The 22,818-nt window shown below is 42.6% G+C and carries 16 protein-coding genes; 13 read left to right on the forward strand and 3 right to left on the reverse strand.

All coding sequences use genetic code 11. From position 1 onward, the window contains the following. The first annotated feature begins 14 nt into the window (after positions 1–14). The 5 genes from BUA75_RS01890 (at position 15) to BUA75_RS01910 (ending at position 7,014) form a co-directional block, all read left to right on the forward strand. On the forward strand, positions 15–1,784 hold the full coding sequence (locus BUA75_RS01890; RefSeq protein WP_072872883.1) for an acyl-CoA dehydrogenase FadE: 1,770 nt from the start codon (positions 15–17) through the stop codon (positions 1,782–1,784). Between the two features lie 236 nt (positions 1,785–2,020). Next, entirely contained in the window at positions 2,021–3,550 is a 1,530-nt protein-coding gene (locus BUA75_RS01895) for an NADH dehydrogenase subunit 5 (RefSeq protein ID WP_423219863.1), read from the forward strand. Between the two features lie 6 nt (positions 3,551–3,556). After that, positions 3,557–6,250, forward strand: coding sequence for a DUF2309 domain-containing protein (locus BUA75_RS01900; RefSeq protein ID WP_072872885.1), 2,694 nt, complete (start codon positions 3,557–3,559; stop codon positions 6,248–6,250). Then, complete coding sequence (locus BUA75_RS01905) at positions 6,243–6,608, forward strand: Na-translocating system protein MpsC family protein (RefSeq protein ID WP_072872886.1); 366 nt, start codon at positions 6,243–6,245, stop codon at positions 6,606–6,608. The genes BUA75_RS01900 and BUA75_RS01905 overlap by 8 nt, the downstream gene beginning before the upstream one ends. Positions 6,609–6,696: 88 nt before the next feature. Beyond that, the gene (locus BUA75_RS01910) at positions 6,697–7,014 is read left to right on the forward strand and encodes a MazG-like family protein (RefSeq protein ID WP_238413506.1); all 318 of its coding nucleotides are present in this window, start codon (positions 6,697–6,699) and stop codon (positions 7,012–7,014) included. Positions 7,015–7,127: 113 nt separating this feature from the next. On the opposite strand, the gene BUA75_RS01915 is transcribed toward BUA75_RS01910, so the two are convergent. Then, a complete protein-coding gene (locus BUA75_RS01915; protein WP_238413505.1) occupies positions 7,128–8,021 on the reverse strand; it encodes a deoxyribonuclease IV in 894 nt (297 codons plus the stop codon). A gap of 151 nt (positions 8,022–8,172) precedes the next feature. Between BUA75_RS01915 and BUA75_RS01920 the strand changes: the two genes are divergently transcribed. The 4 genes from BUA75_RS01920 to BUA75_RS01935 all read left to right on the forward strand — a co-directional run bounded on the left by BUA75_RS01920 (position 8,173) and on the right by BUA75_RS01935 (position 15,674). Next, entirely contained in the window at positions 8,173–10,200 is a 2,028-nt protein-coding gene (locus tag BUA75_RS01920) for a peptidoglycan D,D-transpeptidase FtsI family protein (protein ID WP_072872888.1), read from the forward strand. A gap of 62 nt (positions 10,201–10,262) precedes the next feature. After that, entirely contained in the window at positions 10,263–10,892 is a 630-nt protein-coding gene (locus BUA75_RS01925) for a TetR/AcrR family transcriptional regulator (protein ID WP_072872889.1), read from the forward strand. 124 nt (positions 10,893–11,016) lie between these two features. After that, positions 11,017–14,313 (forward strand): fused isobutyryl-CoA mutase/GTPase IcmF, encoded by a 3,297-nt coding sequence (gene icmF / locus BUA75_RS01930; protein ID WP_072872923.1) that lies wholly within the window; start codon positions 11,017–11,019, stop codon positions 14,311–14,313. Positions 14,314–14,381: 68 nt separating this feature from the next. Then, complete coding sequence (locus tag BUA75_RS01935) at positions 14,382–15,674, forward strand: MFS transporter (RefSeq protein ID WP_072872890.1); 1,293 nt, start codon at positions 14,382–14,384, stop codon at positions 15,672–15,674. Positions 15,675–15,771: 97 nt separating this feature from the next. Here the strand turns inward: BUA75_RS01935 and fdxA are convergent, their stop codons facing one another. Next, complete coding sequence (gene fdxA / locus BUA75_RS01940; protein ID WP_072872891.1) at positions 15,772–16,008, reverse strand: 4Fe-4S ferredoxin; 237 nt, start codon at positions 16,006–16,008, stop codon at positions 15,772–15,774. A 532-nt stretch (positions 16,009–16,540) separates the two neighbouring features. On the opposite strand from fdxA, the gene yfmF reads away from it, so the two are divergent. Then, positions 16,541–17,839 (forward strand): EF-P 5-aminopentanol modification-associated protein YfmF, encoded by a 1,299-nt coding sequence (gene yfmF / locus BUA75_RS01950; RefSeq protein WP_072872893.1) that lies wholly within the window; start codon positions 16,541–16,543, stop codon positions 17,837–17,839. Further along, positions 17,836–19,116, forward strand: coding sequence for an EF-P 5-aminopentanol modification-associated protein YfmH (gene yfmH, locus BUA75_RS01955; RefSeq protein ID WP_072872894.1), 1,281 nt, complete (start codon positions 17,836–17,838; stop codon positions 19,114–19,116). The genes yfmF and yfmH overlap by 4 nt, the downstream gene beginning before the upstream one ends. Before the next feature lie 31 nt (positions 19,117–19,147). On the opposite strand, the gene BUA75_RS01960 is transcribed toward yfmH, so the two are convergent. Beyond that, positions 19,148–19,909 carry a tRNA threonylcarbamoyladenosine dehydratase gene (locus BUA75_RS01960; protein WP_072872895.1) on the reverse strand — a complete coding sequence of 254 codons (762 nt, stop codon included), beginning with the start codon at positions 19,907–19,909 and terminating at the stop codon, positions 19,148–19,150. 224 nt (positions 19,910–20,133) lie between these two features. Here BUA75_RS01960 and BUA75_RS01965 point away from each other — a divergent pair, with 224 nt between their 5' ends. Together BUA75_RS01965 and BUA75_RS01970 are read left to right on the forward strand one after the other, a co-directional pair. Next, complete coding sequence (locus tag BUA75_RS01965; RefSeq protein ID WP_083574008.1) at positions 20,134–21,750, forward strand: DHA2 family efflux MFS transporter permease subunit; 1,617 nt, start codon at positions 20,134–20,136, stop codon at positions 21,748–21,750. Positions 21,751–21,874: 124 nt separating this feature from the next. Continuing rightward, positions 21,875–22,801: an MBL fold metallo-hydrolase gene (locus BUA75_RS01970; protein WP_072872896.1), complete on the forward strand. Its 927-nt coding sequence runs from the start codon at positions 21,875–21,877 to the stop codon at positions 22,799–22,801. The last annotated feature ends 17 nt before the right edge of the window (positions 22,802–22,818 follow it).

The following is a 22,818-nucleotide window of genomic DNA, read 5'->3' on the forward strand; positions in this document are numbered from 1 at the left end:
AGGAGGCATGGAACGTGGCTACGGAAGAAAAATTGGCAAAAGGTGCTGCTTTTTTGATAGAAGAAACTCAAGCGGAGAAAATTTTTACACCTGAAGATTTTACTCAAGAACATCAAATGATTGCAGAAACGACACGTTCGTTTGTAGAGGGAGAAATTCTCCCGCACAGTGAGCAGTTAGAGCACCAGGATTGGGATTTAACCGTAAAACTGTTGCACAAAGCAGGTGAACTTGGACTTTTGGCAGCCGATATACCTGAAGAGTATGAGGGTCTTGGAGCTGACAAAGTGACTTCAGCCTTAATAACAGAAGAAATTACCCGCGGTGGTTCTTTTGCCTTAAGTCATGGGGCACATGTCGGCATTGGTACGTTACCGATTGTGTTCTTTGGAAATGAAGATCAGAAACGCAGGTATTTGCCTAAGTTGGCGAGCGGTGAATGGATTGCTGCCTATGCGTTGACAGAACCGGGATCAGGCTCAGATGCACTCGGCGCCAAAACAACAGCTACGCTTTCTGCAGATGGCAAACACTATGTGTTGAATGGTACGAAACAATATATTACCAACTCTGGTTTTGCCAATGTTTTTGTTGTCTATGCCAAAATTGATGGCGAGAAGTTCTCAGCCTTTATTGTAGAGCGAGATTATTCAGGAGTTTCTACAGGGCCGGAAGAGAAAAAAATGGGTATCAAAGCTTCCTCGACGAGACAGTTGATTCTAGAGGATGTACATGTACCTGTAGAGAATTTATTGGGAGAACCTGGTCGTGGTCATGTGATTGCCTTCAATATTTTGAATATTGGTCGTCACAAGCTGGCTGTGGGTGCAGTGGGAGCTATGAAATCGGCTCTTCAAGTTTCTGTGAAGTACGCAAAAGAACGCAAACAATTTGGTACCTCCATTTCGAGTTTTCCGCTCATTCAGCAAAAACTTGCCGATATGAACATCTTGACCTTTGTCACGGAAAGTATGGCCTATCGAACGACTGGTGATATCGATCGGCAGTTAGAGAAACTTGGGAAGACATCAGATGGTCGACAAATTGCTCAGGCGATTGAAGAATATGCTCTTGAATGCTCGGTAAATAAAGTTTTTGCATCGGAAGCATTGGATAAAGTTGTGGATGAAGGTGTGCAAATTCACGGTGGAGCTGGTTTTATTCAGGACTATCCGATTGAACGTATGTATCGCGATTCGCGCATCAACCGTATTTTTGAAGGAACGAATGAAGTTAACCGCATGATTATCCCGAACACTTTACTGCGCAAAGCTATGAAAGGTGAATTGGCGCTTCTTCAAGCTGCTACAGCTTTGCAGTCTGAACTGATGGGAATGATGCCTATCTCTGACGAGGTATCAGAATTAGGTCCTATTCAGCACCAGTTGGCTATGATGAAGAAAATCTTCCTATTTGTAGGCGGGGTGTCTGTTCAGAAATATATGCAGTCCCTGAAAGATGAACAAGAAATACTGGCTTGGTTGGCGGATATTGTTATTGAAATCTATGCTACAGAGAGCGCTTTGCTCAGAACTCAAAAAGAATTGGATAAAGGCGCATCGGCAGAGCAAAAAGTGGATATGACCACCATTTTTGCCCAAGAATCATTTGCCCGTGTAGAACAGTCAGCACGCAATATTCTCGCTTCTATGGAAGAGGGAGATATGCTGCGGACGCAACTCACACTTTTGCGCAAATTGACGCGCGTTCAACCTGTAAATACGCGTGATATTAAGCGCCGCATTGCTCAGCGCGTCATTGATGCGGAGAAATATCTAGCTTAATAATTGTTTTGCTCTTGACGAGAAGTAGGATCATGCATAGAATGATACTGCACAATTGAATATCGTTTTGAGTGCTACTTGGTAGACTTTTCAAAAAACCAATAAGGTTAGTTGATAGTAAACCGACAATTTTCAAAAGGTAATGGTCTTTTAAGGTCATTATCTTTTGGATTGTCGGTTTTTTATTTGAATATCAAAAATTCGCGTGGTTGAACGATTTGCGAAAGGGGCAGAGAATACTGACACCCATGATTTTACACATATGTCCAATCTTATTTTTTGTTTCTCTTCTTTTGCTAATCTGCAGCGGGCTATTCATCTTACATCCTCGTATTCCAATAAAATTTGTGCGTTTTCATGTAGGGTTAAGCGTGCTTCCTCCATTTATTGCACTGTTAAATTTGCTGATTAATTCCACGAATCGAGTATGGGGATTTTGGGAATTGAATGCACTCACCTGGCTGATCGCTGTATTTGTTTTAATGATTGGCTCAGTGGTTCAACGTTTCTCGGTTCGTCAAATGTTAGGAGATAGAAATTACAGGAAGTACTTTACGTACTTAACTCTGATCACTAGTTCAGCCGCTTTAGCTTGGCTCAGTAATGACATTCTTCTTCTGCTCTTATTTTGGGGAATCACTCTTCTTGGTCTAACTTGGCTCATTCGACTTAATCAGGAATGGGTTGCAGCCAAAAACGCTGCTTTGCATACGAGTCGATTATTTGCCTGCAGTTGGTTTCTATTCTTGCTTGCGCTATCTTGGCTGACGTTTTTGACTGGAGAATGGCAGATTTCACTTCAACTCAGTTCAAACCATTTAATCCATCTGATAGCTTGGCAAAAAAACATGCTTGCGCTCTTGTTAGTTTTGGCAGTTATTATTCCGGCAGCCCAAGTGCCCTTTCAACGCTGGTTATTGGATTCTGTAGTAGCTCCTACTCCCATTTCTGCTGTGATGCATGCTGGCGTAGTCAATGCTGGTGCAATCATTCTGACGCGTTTTTCGCCTGTTTTCATGGGAGAATGGTCTTCGATACTACTCATTGCGGTTTCTAGCGTATCTGTGCTTATGGGAACAGGAACCATGTTGGTACATGTGGATTACAAACGACAACTCGTGGGTTCAACCATTGCCCAAATGGGATTTATGTTCATTCAATGTGCATTGGGTGCTTATTTAGCAGCCATTATTCATGCTGTACTGCATGGATTGTTTAAATCAGCCCTTTTCTTGCAAGCCGGTTCAGCAGTTCATCACAAAGATGAAGCAGAAGAGCAGATTAGCAATCAAAATGTATGGAGATGGCGTGTTATTGGAGGAATCATTGGAGTCCTTGCGGGACTTGGTTTTTGGTTCTTCGTTCATCATCGAGGTTACGATTGGATGAGTGCCCTGCTGCTCGGATGGTCAGTCGCCTTTGCGTGGTCACAAATACCGAAGCCAGGGAGTCCGCGAATAACTCGCATATTAGGTTTAACTTTCCTGTTCATAACATTATCGGTATTTGCTTTGGTTTTTGCGGTTTTCTTCGCACTTCTGCATGGGGTTGTTCCTCAAGGTATTCAACCGCCGTCCATGGTGAATTTTATGATTTTGCTTGTTCTATTGCTAAGCAGTGGAGTAGGTGCATGGTTGGCTCGTCATCCGCAATCCAGATTTTATGTAATGATTTATCTGTGGCTGGTTCAATGGAGTGAACCTCATCGCGATTCCGTTGAAAGCCATCCCAAATATCTCACCAATCTGTTGAAATCAAGGGGGTGACGTTACATGGATGGGACTGTGGCATGGTTAGAAAAAGAAAATTTGCAAACAGAAAAGTGCAGTGAGAATTTATATAGCGTGACTTCAATTCAGGAGATTCAACACTACGTGGAAATGGCTAGCCGTGTTATAGCACCGCTTGGACCTATAACTGAATTTGCAGCACGCAATCCTTGGCAGGGACTTGAACATCATTCATTTACAGCCGTTGCCAAGTGGTTGAAAGAAACCCACCATGTTGACATATTACCCAGTGCTGCCTTATTAAAGGATGCAAAAAATCGTGGAGAAATCCATGCATCAATACTCAAAAATACATTAGAGAAATGGTTAGATCATCAATCTTTTCACTTACCTAATGAGTTGGTTAGGAATTTTTGTAATTCTGCATTGGAATTCGACGAGTTACCGCCTCATATTTTGGACGATCCTGATATCAAGATATTGGCTGAGGATCTATCATATCTTCGTTGGCCTGTGAAGATGAATCGGAGAGTACAGTCACTCAGTTTTCAAGTTACAGAAAAATTGGGTGTCCAAATTACAGAAGAATTGAATCGCCAGATGATAAAATGGTGCAAACTTTATTTGGGCAAGGATGAAGCCAAGTGGGCTATGCCGCATTCTCAATATGGGTTTTATCAAGCATGGCGTCGTCTTGCACCATATGACCCTGAACTGACCCGTTCACAGCGACAGCTTGTTAAAAATTGTCCTCACGAAGCAACAGAGGCTTTACAAGAGGCTCTTCTAGCATTGAAAATTCCTAGTCATCAAGTACAGGAATATCTTGAAGCTCATTTACTTTCGTTGCCAGGATGGGCGGGTATGTTGCTTTGGAAATCACAGGAATTCCCTGAATCAAACTTACTGCTTATCGATTATTTAGCTATCCGAATTTCTCTGGAACGAATTTTATTGCAACCTTATCTGCCTCTATCTTTGGAAACTACGGAAGAATATTTTGATCTTGCTTATTGTATGGCAGCTTGGTACATGTGGGCGAATTTTCCTATTCAAGCCTGGAAATCACTGTCTATCTCAGAACAACGTGAATATATGAAACTCGCCTATTGCTTTAATGATTTAGTGCGCAGACAAATGGGCTTACAGGCGTGGGAGAAAACATACGAAGAACGTTTAAAAATGAAAATCTTGCCTATGTCTGATGAAGCGATTATAGAGGAGAAAAGTATGGCGCAATGGGCATTTTGCATCGATACACGTTCAGAACCGTTTCGCCGAGCTTTGGAAAAAGCGGGTCCATTTGAAACGATAGGTGTTGCTGGCTTTTTTGGATTGCCTATTGAAACTTACGAACTTGACTGTCATCACGGCCACGCTTCATTACCGGTCATACTGAAACCAAAACATCGAATTATGGAAATGGCTTCTCCAGATGAATGGGCTCGTTATAAAAGCCGTAAACAAGCAAAGCAACTGTTTGCGCGGATCTTTAAAAATATGAAACAAAATATGTTAGCTAGTTTATTGCTTCCGGAATTGAGTGGTCCGTGGCTTAGTGTCAATATGTTAGCACGCAGTTTTTTTCCAAACGGGGCAGGACGTTTATGGAAAAAAGTTCATCATCATTGGATGTCCAAACCTTCGACTCGACTTTCATTGGACTTTATGCAAGACGAGTCAAAATTGCCGATGGGATTAACAGATAAAGAAAAGGTTAATTATGTCAGACAATCCCTACAACTCATGAGTCTGACAGATAATTTTTCTCCACTGATTGTTATTTGTGGACATGGAAGCCGGAGTACAAACAATCCTTATGCTTCCGCTTTAGATTGTGGCGCATGTGGGGGGGCTTCGGGAAGTTTTAACGCTCGTGTATTGGCCATGCTTTGTAATCAATCCAACGTAAGGGAAAGATTGGCCACTGAAGGTATCTGCATTCCGGAGCATACTGTGTTTGTTGCCGCAGAACACATCACTACATTCAATGAAATACGCTGGTTGTACGTTCCTGAATTGACAGATGAAGCTGAGCGGGCATTTCATCGAATTCAGGAAGTCCTTCCGAAAGTTAGTGAAATCGTAAATAAAGAACAGATCGCCCGTTTGCCGAATCTAAATTTTTATTCTGCCAATAGCCAAAAAATGATGCAACGTTTCTCGGAAGACTGGAGTGAAGTGCGGCCAGAATGGGGGCTAGCTCAAAATGCTGCTTTTATCATTGGAACCAGAAAATTGACTAAAGCAGGTAATTTTGGTGGAAGAGTATTTTTGCATACTTATGATTGGCAACAAGATAAAGATGGAACTATCCTGTCCAACATTATTGCCGGACCGGCTACTGTAGCTCAATGGATCAATCTCCAATACTACGCCTCGACAGTCGCACCTCATTATTACGGGAGCGGCAATAAAGCTACACAAACAGTGACAGCTAATTTTGGAGTTATGCAAGGTAATGCGAGTGATTTATTGACCGGTTTACCCTGGCAATCTGTCATGAAATCCGATTATAATCCATATCACGCTCCCTTGCGGCTATTGGTTGTCATAGAAGCACCTTATCACTATGTTGAAAACTTATTGATTCAAGATGTTACATTTCGTCAAAAAATTGAAAACGGATGGATTCGACTTGCGTCTATAGATGAAAAAGGACATTGGATAAATTGGTTTAATTCTATTCATGAAGCCAGCGCAGAATTTGCAGCAAAGGAAGGACTATATGAATAAATCAAAAGGTATGGTGGAGTCAGAAATCAGTAGAGCTTTGACACAGTGGGAAAAAGATTATCTAGGTCGTGGATCATTGACGGTTAAGTCAGACATCTTAAGGGATATGGTCATTGTGACCTTGCGTGGCATACTCACACCTGCAGAATATACTTTATGCAGCGATAAGGAAGGTATTTTATCTATTAAACGTATACGCACCAGCTTGGTGGAGTCGGGCATAGAGGAACTGAAAGAAATTATCTTAAGAATTACGGGACAAGAGGTAGTGTGTTTTCATACGGATATTAGCACGCGGACGGGAGAACGGGTCATGTTGTTTCGCTTGGCAAATGATATGTCCAGCCTATTCTCCTAATAGGTTCAGTCAGTCCAGCTTACATATGAAAAGAGAGCCATGTTACAATGCAAGAGATACCTGATTATTCACTTGGCGAGGCAGTGAGGTGCTCACGTTGGAAACCAAGACAGTATCGTTGCCCAGGCTGAATGGATTATCACCTACGCTTGAATCTACAATGTTAAAAATCATGGAGGAAGTAGGCGAGTTGGCGCAGGTAATTGGGAAATTCCGCGGCCTGTCTGGAGAACGAGCAGTTTTAGAAGAAGCGCAGATTGCGCGAGCCATTGTTTCTGAACTTTTAGATGTTGCTCAGACTGCAACATCTATGATGTTTGTAATTGAAGATATGTACGGTATCGATATGGAAGATGAGGTTTACAAGCATGTCGATAAATTGCGGCGTAAAGGGTATCTTGCTTAAACCCAAACGTAAGCCTCCCCGTTCAATGATATAGACAACGGGGAGGCTTTGTCTCAGTTAGCCAACCAAGAGGCGGGGATTTCTATATAAAAAAACTTTATTCTCGATCCGATTTAATTCTCGCCTTCACCAGAATTTAAGTTACCAGAAGCTTGATAAAATTCTTCTGGTCCTCGAGGTCTATCAAGTAACATATCTATTTCGGTACGGTAAAGTCCGTTTGGTGTTTCAAGAATTTGTGGGATACCGCGTAAGACTTCATGATGAACAATTCGATAAAGTGCTTCCAAGCCAATCGAACCTTCCCCAATGTTAGCATGTCTGTCCTTGTGAGAACCAAACGGATTTTTGGAATCATTGATGTGAGCCACTTTAAGACGCGACAATCCGATAACTTGATCAAATTTTTTCAGGAAACCATCGAAATCATTGACAATATCATATCCAAAACTATAGTTGTGACAAGTATCTATACATACCCCGAGCCGTTCATGGTGTTTAACACGGCTAATGATTTCTGAGATTTCTTCTAGTGAATTACCTACTTTGGAGCCGTCGCCGGCCATAGTCTCCAAGCAGATATATAGATTTTCCGAGCCGCTCAGTATACTGTTTAGTCCCTCAGCAATGCGATTGAGTGCGAAATCGACGCCCTCACCGACATGTGATCCCGGATGCATAACGATGTATTGAAAACCGAGATATTCAACTCGCTCAATCTCCTCTTTGAGAACGTTCAATCCGTACTCCCAGGTATCCTCCTTTGGGCTTGCTAGGTTGACCAAATATGAAAGGTGGACTACAGGATCGACAATATGATGCTCACGCATGATTTCCAGGGCTTGATCGCGATGAAAATCAGTGATTGGTCTTGCTTTTCCTCCTCGGTTGCTACGTGTGTAAATCATATAAGTATTCGCATCGTAATGAATGGTTTCATTGACAGCAGCCAGTAGTCCCGTTTTGGCAACGGAAACATTGGCGCCAAGCAATATCGGCTTGTCCAAAAGTTCTGCTCCTCTCGTAACTTATCTTTCTCTAAGCATAGCTGAAATTGAGTCGCGTCAAAAGTCTTACATCTTTTCTGCAGTCTACTCATGAACTTGGTCCTGCGTGGGTATCCTTTGCTTGCAAGTGTCTCATTGGGAGGAGGAGCAGATGTTGGAACAGGAAGACAATCTTCGTCTAAAGAGACTTCCGTTCATCTACCTGCTCGTGTTTCTAGCGATGTTAGGGCTTGTGATTCGACTTGGCGTCTTACAAATTGTCCATCGCCAGGAATACAAGGAAGCTGCCAATCAGGTTCAGTACACAAAAATTCCATTATTACCAAGACGGGGCTATCTTTATGACGCTCACATGCGGTTGCTCGCATATAATCAACCTGTTTATAACTTGGTATATATGCGTGTTGCCAAAATGCCGCCATTGACTCAAAAACAGATTTCCCAATTGGCAAAAGGATTAGGCGTGGCAGCCAAACCTCTCCAAGCTGCAGCAGAAACTGAACATACTTGTGACGATCCGGCTATACTTCTGGAAGCTCTCAATGAGAAACAAATTGCATACGTGTCAGAGCATCAGTCGCAATATCCTGGTTTGAGAATCGTGGAAAGCACGCGTCGCTGTTATCCCTATGGACCTTTAGCAGGACATTTGCTCGGCTATGTTCATCCTCAGTCACCGGAAGAAGTAGCTTATTATCAAAAAAAACATTATCTTTCCAGTCAGCGTGTCGGATTAACAGGTGTTGAGGAATCTTATGAAGCTCTATTGCAGGGAAGTGTAGGATACGAAGTATGGAAAATAAACCCTTTCGGTATTCCTACCCGTTTAATGGGTGTAGATCCGCAACCTCAGGCTGGTCAATCTCTACGATTGACGTTTGACAGTCGTCTACAAGCGGAAGGACAAAACTTGGTGGCTCAGGAAGTACAGCGTGTTCGTCAACAACAAGGTCAGCATTTGGTCGATGCTGAAGCAGTGATGTTAGATGTTCACACTGGCGCTGTGAAGATGATGATTTCATATCCGTATATCGATCCAAATTGGTTTGTCAATCCAATACTCTATAAAAAACATAGCCATTATCTGAATAATCCTATTCTCACACCGGCTATTAATCACAGTCTATCGAGTCCACGTTATCCAGGTTCGACCGTCAAGCCTATCAATATTATAGCCGGACTGATGAATCACGTCATTACACCTTCAACCACCATTTTTGATGAAGGTCATGAAATGGTGGGGACTTATAATGCACATGACTGGAAGTGGAATGGTCATGGCTTAGTTGATGCTAAAAGGGCAATCGAAGTGTCTTGTGATACGTTTATGTACGATTTAGGTATGTGGCTTGCAGAATGGCATGATCATCAACCAGCAGGAGAGAAGTTTTCTTATTGGTACACACATGAGAGAATTCTTGGACTCCAGAAACTGTTTGATTGGGAGTGGAAGTTCGGACTCGGACCTAAAACGGGTATAGATTTACCTGGGGAAGTAACTGGCCGATTTTATACAGATGATGTGATTCATCACGATATAGCACCCTATGATGTGGTGGGTATGGATAAGGCAATTGCCAAAGGGAAATTTTTGCCGAATCACGGTCTGCTCTACGATAATGCTTTTGCGGCCATTGGTCAAATGCAGGAGTTCACACCCTTACAGTTAGCTGTGAGCGCTATGATGATTGCAAATGGAGGTGAATTTATCACGCCTCACATAGTTGATGCAATTCTCACGCCAGATGGTAAGAAAGTGGTTCAAACCGTAGCAGTACAGCGACATTCTTTGCATATCCCAAAAACGTATATGCGTGTTGTGCAGGAAGGCATGGAGGCTGCGACAACCCATAAAGAAGGTACAGCTACTCGTTTCTTTGTTGGTTCGGCTTATAAGGTTGCAGGAAAAACAGGAACAGCAGAAATCAGTCAGTTTGGAAAAAAAACAGATATTTCACTGTTCGTAGGTTACGCCCCTGCTATCCATCCACAAGTAGCGATTGCTGTGATGGTACCGGGTTCGGCAGGAACCAGTGATGCTGCTGTACCGCTTGCCAAAAAATTGTTGGATGCATACTTCTGTCTCTCTGCTCCTCATGGCTCAAACCATTCGTTAGCGAACGATGCAACGGAATGGTTGCAAAGTTTTGCATATCGAACAACAGAAGAGGCGAATTAAAAGTTGCCGATACTTCAAGAAAAGGCTTACAATTAGATTGATGAGCGAGCGCTCAGTCGGAGGTGACTACGCTGGCCTTACAAATTGGTACACAAGTCAAAGATCCAGAAAGAGTGAGGCTGCGCCGTGAACAAATTGTTCATGCAGCTGTAGAGTTGTTTATTCAAAAAGGATTTCATCGTACGACTACTCGTGAAATTGCCAAAGCAAGCGGTTTATCCAATGGAGCCCTTTACGAATACGTGGAAACCAAAGAAGATATTCTCTTTCTTGTCTGCCGCCATATTCATCAGGAGGTGCGTAATAGATTAGCAGATTGTTTGCGTCTTCCTGGTTGTGGTGCGGAGAAATTACGTCAAGCTCTCTACAGTTTTTGTGAAGTGATGGTTGCTATGCAGGATGAAATCTTGTTGATCTATCAAGAATCTAAAGCCTTGCCAAAGGTTTATCTGCGTGAAGTACTCGCTGAAGAACAAATGGTTGTAGGTATTTTTGAAAAGTTACTGTACGAAGGAATTGAAGACGGTTCGATTCAACTTCCGGCTGATCGCGTTTCGATTCTGGCGCAAGATGCCGTTGCTATGGGTGAGATGATTGCCTTTCGCCGATGGGCGTTGCGAGCGTTTGAAGGACCAACTTTGTTGGCAACGCAAGTCGATCTTATATTGCGTGCTGCAGGTGTATCTCCGTAGGCGGGAGTTTATCAAATGGTACCATTTTCCGTTCTTTTCGTAATGTGGACAGCATCAGTAAACAGCTTACGCTTTGGAAAGGGTGTTGACTGTGGTAATGGATTCAACTCAACTGAAGGAAAGTATGCGTCAGGAGGATATCGATCAGGCTGCTGTTGCCAAACAGGAAACGGAGCCCTATCGGCCGCACAATCCTGTGCGATTTGTTACTGCATCAAGCCTGTTTGATGGGCATGATGCTTCCATCAATATTATGCGTAGAATTCTTCAATCCTCTGGAGCAGAGGTCATTCATCTTGGCCATAACCGTTCTGCTTTGGAAATTGTCAATGCTGCTATCCAGGAGGATGCGCAGGGAATTGCCGTATCTTCATATCAAGGCGGACACATGGAATTTTTTCGCTACATCATTGATCTTCTGCGTGAGAAAGATGCTGGTCATATTCGTGTGTATGGCGGTGGTGGCGGTGTCATTGTGCCACAAGAAATCGAGGCTCTTGAAGCGTATGGCGTAGCGAAAATCTTTTCTCCCGAAGACGGTCGGCGCATGGGCTTACAAGGCATGATCAATCTGATGCTTCGTGAGTGTGATAAACCACCGGTACGGAATGTGCAGAAAATTTTAGAAAGTCAACCCAATCCTTCTCAACCGAAAGTGGTGGCTGAATGGGTGACACTCGCGGAGTCAGACGTTGCCAGTGGTTTTTCCAGTGAAGTTCGGGAACGTCTTCTACAACGTTCGAATCATGCACCTGTACTTGGTATCACGGGTACTGGTGGCGCAGGAAAATCGTCACTCACCGATGAACTCGTTCTTCGCTATCTTGCCGACTTTCCGAATCAAACAATTGCAATTTTCTCCATCGATCCGTCCAAACAACGCACTGGCGGGGCGTTGCTTGGCGATCGGATTCGCATGAATAGTATCGATCATCCGCGCGTCTTCATGCGTTCCTTAGCCACTCGTTCTTCGCAGTCAGAATTGTCGTCGGCCATTCAAGATGCCATTTTGGTTGCGCGTGCTGCTGGTTACGATTTTATTATTGTGGAAACAAGCGGTATTGGCCAAGGCGACGCGCAAATTGTAGATGTTGCCGATCTGTCACTCTACGTTATGACCAGTGAGTTTGGGGCTCCTTCACAGCTGGAAAAAATCGAAATGCTTGATTATGCCGATCTCGTTACTATCAATAAGTTTGAACGCCGAGGATCAGAAGATGCTCTTCGACATGTTCGTAAACAAATACAACGGAATCGCAATCTGTTTGATCAATCCCTGGATGAGATGCCTGTGTACGGAACAATTGCAAGTCAATTTCGAGATCCAGGAACGGATCGGCTCTACCTGGCTATTTTAGATCATTTGCGTAAAAAGATGGGTGTTCAATGGGAATCGCGGCTTTTTAAAAATCCCGCTCAGATACAGAAGAAAAGTCTGATCGCTAATGATCGAGCTCATTATTTGCTCGAAATATCGCGGACGGTTAAGGAATACCGAAAGTTTGTTGAAAATCAAGTGGATTTGGCTCGAAAAGCCTATCAATTACAGGGTGCTAAACGTGTGATGGAAAATTCACAAACGGATATGGAGCAGCAGACTGTGGCCCATTTGGATGTGGCTTTTCAGCGTATTTATCACTCGTTGCATCCTCAGACGAGACAAATTCTTGAACAGTGGGAAGAGAAAAAGCAAAAATATCAAGCGGATGAGCTGGTCAGCAAGATAAGAGACCGTGAAATACGGACACCTTTAGTGACAGTTTCTCTCTCCGGTACGCGGGTTCCTAAAGTTTGTTTGCCGCGTTATGAAGATTGGGGAGAAATTGTTCGCTGGTCACTGATGGAAAATGTTCCAGGAGAATTTCCTTTTACGGCTGGCGTCTTTCCATTGAAGCGTACAGAGGAAGATCCGAAACGACAATTTGCAGGTGAAGGTACGCCCAGCCGCACCAATCGAAGGTTTCATTATTTGTCTAAGAATGATGCAGCCAAAAGGCTTTCGACAGCTTTTGATTCAGTCACGCTATATGGTGAAGATCCGGCGGAAAGGCCAGATATATATGGCAAAATTGGCGAGAGTGGCGTAAGTGTCTGCACGTTGGATGATATGAAGCAATTGTATGACGGATTTGATCTCTGTCATCCCATGACGAGTGTCTCTATGACCATTAATGGTCCTGCTCCCATTTTACTTGCGATGTATATGAACACCGCGATCGATCAACAAATAGATATTTTCAGAAATCGCGAGTGTCGCGAACCTAGCCAGGAAGAAATTTGCCAGATTCGGGAAAAGACGTTGCAGACAGTCCGAGGTACGGTACAGGCTGACATTTTAAAAGAAGACCAGGGACAGAATACTTGCATTTTCTCAACTGAATTTGCTTTAAAAATGATGGGTGATATTCAGGAGTATTTTATTGAGCATCAGGTTCGTAACTATTACTCTGTCTCAATCAGTGGTTATCACATTGCAGAAGCTGGAGCCAATCCGATTACACAATTAGCGTTGACACTTTCAAATGCTTTTACGTATGTGGAGTATTATTTAAGTCGCGGTATGAAGATTGACGATTTTGCACCCAACCTATCGTTTTTCTTCTCGAATGGAATGGATCCGGAATATACGGTCATTGGCCGTGTTGCAAGGCGCATTTGGTCAATTGTTATGCGGGAACGCTATGGAGCCAACGATCGCAGTCAAAAATTGAAGTATCATATTCAAACCTCAGGCCGATCTCTGCACGCCCAAGAGATTGATTTTAATGATATTCGTACGACGTTGCAAGCATTGTTGGCGATTTACGATAATTGTAATTCGTTGCATACCAACGCTTACGACGAGGCCATTACGACTCCCACAGAAGAATCGGTTCGTCGAGCCATGGCCATTCAATTGATCATTTCTCGTGAGTTCGGACTTACTAAAAATGAAAATCCACTTCAAGGTTCATTCATTGTTGAAGAACTCACTGATTTAGTGGAGTCCGCAGTATTAGAAGAATTTGAACGGTTGAACGATCGCGGTGGCGTTTTGGGGGCTATGGAAACACAGTATCAAAGAAGCAAAATACAAGAAGAATCTATGTACTACGAACATCTCAAGCATTCTGGAAAACTACCGATTATTGGGGTTAATACATTCCTCAATCCGAATGCTCTGAAAGAGTCTTATCAAATTCCGGAAATTGAATTGGCTCGCGCGACAGCAGAAGAGAAACGGGAACAGATTGAAAGGCTGAAGCAGTTTCAGGAAGAACATCGTGATGATTGTGTTTTGGCATTGGAGCGTTTGAAAGAGGTTGCGAGAAGTGGTGGCAACATCTTTGCGGAGCTGATGGAAACCGTACGCGTTGCGAGTTTAGGACAAATTACACAGGCTTTGTATGAAGTGGGAGGACGTTATCGAAGAAACATGTAATTCAATAAAAAAGGGTACTCTAGTCAGCGTGCCAATGGTATTCGGTATGCTGTCTGGAGGTTTTGCCTGTGTTCAACTGGACTCGAAAATTGACATTTCAATTGCAGCCCGCCGCATGGTGGCTTTTGGCCATCGGCGGTCTTTTTGGCTTGGCTGTTGGGCTTTCCAACACATTTGTGAATATCTTTATTTGGAAGATCGATCGAAATTATACCAGTACAGCTTGGTACAATTTATGGATGTATGTGTGTATTCCAATTGCGTTTGTAGCAGCGTCTTGGTTAGCTAAAAAATTCCGTGTGGTCATTCCTTTACGAATAGGTATTGCAGGACATGCGCTTTTTTACTGTTTGGTGCTTTTTTGGGGACAACAGTTAGCTCGATATCCCATTGTACTTGGTATTGGGATGGGTTTAGCCGCAGGATTTTACTGGTTTTCATTTAACGTCCTCTCCATCCACTTTACCTCAGATGCTCATCGATCGAATTTTATGGGAATGAATGGAGTGTTTGCAGCAATTGCAGGGATGATTGCCCCACCAGTAGCTGGTTTTTTAATTAGTCGTGAAGATCTCTTGTGGGGAGGACTGACAGGATTTCATCTGGTATTTGGTTTATCTATTGCTTTATTTGCGGCAGGAACAGTAATAAGTTGGAAAATAAATACGGAGTGCTTGGAAAATTCTTTTATGTTCAATCAAGCCTTGCAAAGTCTTAAAATACGCTCTTGGCGGATGAAAGTCTTCGGCTGCTTATTTTATGGAATGCGTGAAGGATTGTTTTTGTTTTTAATTGGGTTATTGTTCTTTATAGCCACGGGAAGCGAATTCACTTTAGGAGAATTCTTGTTTTTGCAATCGGGTCTTGCCTTTGTAGCTAATTTTGTTTCCGGAAAGCTTGCACAAAAACGTCGTCGTATTCTCTTGATGGGTAGTGGTGCATTAGGCATGTTTGCGGCCGCAACGATTTTTCTTTTGCCTGTCAATGCCATGCATTTATGGATATATGGAGCATTACTGTCTGCCACATTACCATTTTTTCTCGTTCCAATGCAATCGCTCATCTATGCAGAAATGGATGAGATGGAGGAGAAAGAGAAACTATTTCGACATCAACACATTATCACCAGGGAAATTTTTGAAAATACAGGTAGGGTACTAGGAATTGTGAGTTTTTTACTTCTCCTCATAGGGGGTCACCAAGTTCATCGAATTGCCATGCTAGCCTTTGGATTAGGATGTGTGCAGTTAGGAACCTGGATACTCTTTAAGTGGAGTGAGCCGTTACGAGTCAAGCATGTTTCCGATCATAAACTAGCTTCCATTAGAGGTTTTACCAAATCAAAATATCGACAGCCGTAAGAAAAATATGGGTTACAAAATGATCCGGGCACTTGCCACTTGTAGCAAAGTGCCCGGGATAAGTTCCATGGTAAGTGAATCAAAGCGGAAAATAAGATTATTTTTGGAAAAAGGCGCGATTCTTTTCAATAAATGTTTTTTCTTCTTCTGGTACAAAGTCTTCTTGGTAAATGGCTGAAACGGGGCACACGGCCTCACACGCGCCACAGTCAATACAAGTGTCTGGATCGATATAGTATTGGTCTTCTCCCTCATGAATGCAATCTACTGGACAGGTTTCCACACAGTCCGCAGCTTTTTCATCAATACAGGGCGACGTGATAACAAAGGCCACGCGTACTCCTCCTTAAAGATGGGTGACTGGAAAGAATGCTCATGAATGGACTCTTTCCGAGTATACAGTCCAAGAACTGATTTGGTATTCGCTACAATGATACCTGAGAGATTCAGGCTTTTCAATATATCTTTTAAACCAGGTCTATCTTGAAAGCGTAAACCATAGAACGTGTTATAAAGCAATTGTTGACTATCTAAAACAATCCTTGAGCGAAAGGATGAACAGCCATGTTTCGTTGCCCTGCTTGTGGTGAATATATGGAGGCTCTAACGAAATTTCATTGTCTGTCTCATCATGGAATGAATCGTTCAGAATTTATAGCAAAGTATGGTCGAATTCAATATATATTCCATTTTCCTTCAAAAGAACTTGAGCATTGGCTGCAGGAAACAACCACGGTTCGTCAATCTTTAGAAAATTTTTCGCGTAAACTCTTCTCAAAGTAAAAGTTTTCTCTCTCTATATATTGATAAGTAAACGGATTAAAGATCATACTGATTTTGAAGTCAGGTTTTGAGGGGGAAAACAGATGCCTACAGTGCAGCATTTTGGAGATAAAAGACTTCGAATGCATGCCCTACATACGGAAAAGTTTTACACTCGTCATTACAGCATAAAATTGACCATACCACTCGACGCAAAATTTATAACTTCTACTGCTGTTTTGCCTTATCTGTGGTTAGAAGGTAGTAAAAGCTATCCCAGTGCCAGAAAAATTATGCAGTTGATAGATTCGCTATATGGAACTGTTCTTCATAGTTCCGTCAGTAAACGAGGCGGATTGCAGGTTGTGGAGATATCAGCTGCAATGCCCTATATTCATGGTAATCAAGAAAATCGTGCAGCCATGAACCAACTGGAAAAACTTCTAATGGAATTGTTGATGGCTCCGGCAACCAATGAAGATGGAAGTTTTTTATCCACACATGTGAGCAAAGTCATTGAACTTCAAAAAAATAGAATTCGCAATCTTCATGACGATAAAACCACTTATGCTTTTGAGCAAGCGATGGAAAGAGCAAGTCGACCACTGCCTGCTTCCTTGCCTCGTCTTGGTTATTTAGATGAACTTGAGAATGATATGGCGCCATTGCTGTATACAGCCTATCGTCGCTTGCTTGAAAATGCAAAAATCGATATTTATGTATCAGGGAAATTATATCAAGTCGAAGATATGTGGATAGATTTTCAACAGAAACTAGAAAGTCAATTGTCCATGACGAATTTTTTAAATCCGTTGGTCGAGCCCATTCAAAAAAGTCATATGGAAAATAGAGCAGAATTGAGGGATATTGAATATCAGCGTGTAAATCAAGCCAAACTCAATTTAGTTTATTGTTCGGGCATAGGATACGCGCATCCTCTTTATCCTGCGGCACTTGTTATGAACGGCATACTCGGTAAATTTCCACATTCCAAGTTGTTTGTAGAGGTCCGTGAAAAGCGTTCTCTAGCTTACTATGCATCCAGTCAGTATGACAGCATGACTGGTTTTGTTGTTTTGTATGCAGGTGTTCAACCCGGTAAAGTGGGGGAGGCTCGCCTGGTCATGGAAGAACAGGTAGAGGCGATACAAAAAGGGAAAATTTCTGATCAAGAAATTCAATTCACAAAATCGGGACTGCTGAACCAATATAAACAACTGGAAGATCAGCCAGCCAGTTGGACAGAAATTGATTTTAATGGACAATTGACGGGGCAGAAACTCACCATGGAGGATTTACAAAAGAAAATTTCTGATGTGACAGTGGAAGATATTAAAAAGGTAGCTGAGCATTTGGTGTTTCAACAGGAGTTTTTGCTAACCGCCAGGAGGGAACAAGTATGAAGCGTACAGAAGTAAAGTCGCTGAATCTTGAAATATATTCACATCAGCTTTCCAACGGATTGCGTTTGGTTTGTATTCCGCGCCCTGGATATCAACAGGTGTATGCCCTTTTTTCCACTGCCTATGGCTCATGTGATAACAGTTTTCGAACAGAAAGTGAGTCGGAGATTCGCAAGGTTCCCGATGGCATAGCCCATTTTCTAGAACACAAAATGTTTGAAGAGCCAGATGAGGATGTGTTTTCTCGCTTTGCGAAATACGGTGCTTCTGCCAATGCATTTACTACGTATTTGCAAACTTCCTATCTCTTTTCTTGTACGGATTCTGTTCAAGAAAATCTTAATGTGCTTTTGGATTTTGTCCAACATCCGTATTTTACGGATGCCAATGTAGAGAAAGAAAAGGGTATTATCTCAGAAGAAATTCGCATGTATGATGATCATCCGGATTGGCGTTGCTATAGTGAATTAATGAAAGCAATGTACGAAAAAAATCCTGTTCGTATTGATATCGCTGGAACAGTGGAATCCATTCAAGAAATTACTAAGGATACGCTTTACGATTGTTATCATACCTTCTATCATCCAGAAAATATGCTACTCGTTGTTGTGGGAGGGATTGATCCACAGCAAACACTCGATTGGGTAGATCAAAATCAGCAAAAGAAGAGTTTTCCTGCATTTTCACCTATTGTTCGTCAGTACCCGAAAGAACCTGAAACTGTTTATCAGCAACAGGTTCTCCATTCTCTAGATGTCGTCCGTCCAAAATGTCTTCTCGGGTTAAAAGATTTTCCTGTCACAGACGGAGAAAATATGCTCAGACAAGATTGGTTGACAGGCATAGTTTTGGACGGATTGTTTGGAAAAGCCAGTGTATTTTATGAAACGTTTTCTCAATCAGGATTAATTGACCAAACTTTTTCTTGGGAGTATGAAGTTACAAAGAATTACGCACACGCTATGATTGGTGGAAACACTGAAAGTCCGCAAGAACTACAAAAAGCGATTGTAGAAACCATTGAACGTGCCTTGAGTGACGGTATTGAGGCAGAAACGTTTGAACGAAGCAGAAAGAAACTTCTTGGCAGAATCTATACCTCATATGACAGTCTCGCCAGTCTAGCCAGAGATATGACTTCCTATGGCCTACAATCTATTCTTCCGTTCCATGCTATTGATGTATGTTCTTCATTTACTTGTGAACAAGCTGAGCAACGCCTCAAGGAACTTTATTCAAAAGAACGAGTTTCTTGTTCTATTGTCAAGTCCCTGTGAGATGCTTATATAGACCAAAAGGAATGGACTATTATTCACAGGTTCCAATGCCAAGCAAATCATGAACTACGACGCTTGCCAATATCAGTCCTGCGACGGAAGGAACATAAGAAACAGAAGCGGGAGGCATTTTCATTTTACGAGCGGGCGCATTTTCTTCTGTCTCGGGAGATACAATGTTTTTTCGCACATCTTCACGCGGTGTTTTCGGCGATTCCAGGGAGCAGACGGTCTTGATACCGCGTTCAATTCCATATTTCCTTAATTCTCGTCGCAGGACTTTGGCTATCGGATCCACGCGTGTTTTGGAAAGATCCATAACGCGGAATTGCGTCGGATCAATTTTATTGGCAGCTCCCATTGAGGAAACAATAGGTATCTTGCGTTCATAGCATTCTTTAATTAAGAGTATCTTTGCCGAGACAGTATCAATGGCGTCAATAACGTAGTCTAGTGGATATTGAAAAAGCGTATCCTTTGTTTCTTCTAAGAAAAAAATGCGATGTGCGATGACACGACAATCAGGCTGAATATCTGCAATCCTTTTCTTCATAATCTCAACTTTGGCCTGTCCAATGGTCGAATGAAGGGCAGGGATCTGGCGATTAATGTTGGTCACATCTACTTCATCGCGATCGATCAAGATCAATTGTCCAATACCTATGCGTGCGAGAGCTTCCATCGCAAAGGATCCAACCCCGCCAGCTCCGAGTACAGCTACGGAACTATTGCGCAGGCGTTCGACACCTTCAGGTCCAAAGACTAGTTCTGTTCTAGAAAACTGCGTAAGCACAAAGTACCTCCTCCATACATTGCCTGACTCACATTTACCTTCTGTTCAGTATAATTTGTATCTAATTGGGAAGCAAAAAGAAAAGGGTCGATGGTGGTTATGACAGAACCGTGAACTTCAGGTAAAGATTTTAGTTCAGACATTGAAATATTGAGGAACTTGAAGTACGCTTAGGAACGTCAAAGTATGATGGTTGAGCCGGATATTGGCAGGAGGGAACAGAGTTGCAAAAAGCGCAGTACTCCGATTATGAGATCCATCGGATAAAGGCTCCATGGTTACAAATGGCCATTATTATTCTTGGGGTCTTTATGGCGGTTTTGGACACGAGTGTCGTCAATGTCGCCATTCCGACCATGGAGACAGAATTGAGCGCGTCCACGGCACAAATTCAATGGGTGCTGACGGCTTATATGCTAGTTCTCGGCGTTTTGGTGCCTATTTCTGGTTGGCTGACAGATAAATTTGGCCCTAAAAAGCTGTTTATATTCTCGCTGATTGCATTCACAATCGGTTCGGCACTTTCGGGAGCCGCTTGGAATTTAAGCAGTATTATTTTTTTTCGGGTTATTCAAGCTGTTGGTGGAGGATTTATGATGCCGGTTTCCATGGCTATGGTCTATCGGATTTTCCCTCCCGACAGACGCGGAGTCGTTATGGGAACACTCGGTATTGCTATGATGGCTGCACCAGCATTTGGACCCGCACTATCAGGTTATCTGGTTGAATACGCAAGCTGGCGCTGGATATTTTATATCAACGTCCCCATTGGTATAGTTGGTACCATATTAGGAGTTATCTTCATGCATGAGTTTCCGCATGAGGCTAAAGGCAAGTTGGATGTTTTAGGATTTGCTTTATCAACAGTCGGTTTTTTTCTCTTGTTGTATGGATTTAATGAAGTCCCTAATGACGGATGGGGTTCTAAAACCGTTATTCTCTGCTTGCTGTTTGGTATTATCAGTTTGATCGCGCTTGTTTTTGTAGAATTAAATGTTGAAAATCCAGTAATAAATTTGCGGGTTTTAAACAGTTATATGTTTAGTATGAGTCTTGTGATTTCTTCCATTATCGGTATAGCGCTGTTTTCTGGTATTTTTCTTTTGCCTCTTTATTTGCAGAATATCATGGGATTTTCAGCTCTCAAGACAGGATTATTCATGACGCCTGCTGCATTGGTATCAGCAGCTTTTATGCCCATCAGCGGTAGATTAATGGATCGCATTGGAGCGCGTCCACTTGGTATTATTGGCATTGCGATTGTAACCATAGCCACTTACGGATTCAGTTCATTAACCACCGATTCTACGCAGACGACTATCCAGTGGCTCTATATCTTCCGATCTCTTGGCATGTCATTGACCATGATGCCTGTCATGACGGCCGGCATGAATACAGTAAATGTTCGACTGGTCTCGCAAGCATCAGCCATGAGCAACACAGTTCGTCAAGTCAGTTCATCACTGGGAATTGCCATTCTAACGAGTTACATGACGAATCGCTCTAAAATGCATCAATACCATATGGCTGCACAGGTAACGAGTAATTCTCCAGCTGGAAATATGCTGTATCAAATTCAGCAGATGATGCAGTTACATGGTATGTCCTTAGCTGCTGCCAAAAGTGCGGCAGTACAAATGATGAATGAACTGATTCAAAGACAGGCTTTTGTTGCAGGACTTAATGATACGTTCTTCATATCCACAATTTTACTTGCCATTTCATGGGTACTTGTTCTATTCTATGGAAGTAAGAAAGAACGTGAAATTCGCCTTGGGCGCAGGCAAGCACAAAAACTAAAACCTGCTGAAAACTCAGGAAATCAGCTGTTGCTCGAATAGAAATCTTGTTTTGTATATTGGATTGTGAGAGCGCCGCACCTCTTGTAAAGGATGCGGCGCTCATGTCATAGTGGTAATGTGTGTTGAACCTGATACGGTAAGTCGGAACCTGTTTTGGAGCTGAATGATCTTCATGCTGTTCCTTTTTTTAGCGATTTTCATTGTGGCGCTTCTCTTAGTGAGTTGGATTTTCTGGCAATATATTTCTTGGAGACGTCGCTTGCCCAGCCCGGATTATCGAAATTTAGACAAATCACCTCAACCAGAATTATGGAATCATACAGCCCATTTGGCTTGGCTTGGACATTCCACTTTACTCTTACGTCTCCATAAATCCACAATTTTGACGGATCCCGTTCTCTATGAACGAGTGGGTGTGCGAATTGGTCCTTGGGTTATCGGCCCAAAACGTTACACACCACTTGCGTTGCCGCTCTCCCGTTTGCCTAAACCCGATCTTGTACTTCTCTCACATGCTCATTTGGATCACTGGGATGTCCGCAGTTTGCGTGCTGTACTTTCACCAGACACCACAGTGGTTGTACCACAAGGGACAGCTCAATTGATTCGTCGAATTGGAAAAGGAAAAGTCATTGAATTAGCTGTACAAGAGACGGTCTCCTTAGAAGAAGGTTTACAAATTACAGCGATTCCCGTAAAACACTGGGGCAATCGGTATCCTTGGAATCGTCATTATGGATTTTGTGGTTACTTGATTCGGCTGAAAGATCGTTCAGTGTTTTTTGCAGGTGATACTGCACATGTCTCAACTTTTTCGGCATTACGTGATGTCGGCGAACTTGATGTTGCCTGCATACCCATTGGAGCCTATAATCCTGCTCATTTTCAGGGAGCACACTGCACACCTGAGCAAGCTTGGGATATGTTTTTGCAAACAGGCGCTCGATATATGGTTCCTATTCATTGGGGAACTTTTGTTCTTTCACAGGAGCCGGTTGATGAACCTATGACTCGTCTCTTACAAGAAGCGGGATCGGAAGAAGGACGAATTGTCATTCGTAATATTGGTGAAGAATTTAGCTGGTCATAGGATTTTATTTTCTGTTA

Origin of the sequence: Alicyclobacillus tolerans (assembly GCF_900142255.1) — a bacterium.
Classification (GTDB): Bacteria; Bacillota; Bacilli; order Alicyclobacillales; family Alicyclobacillaceae; genus Alicyclobacillus_I; species Alicyclobacillus_I tolerans.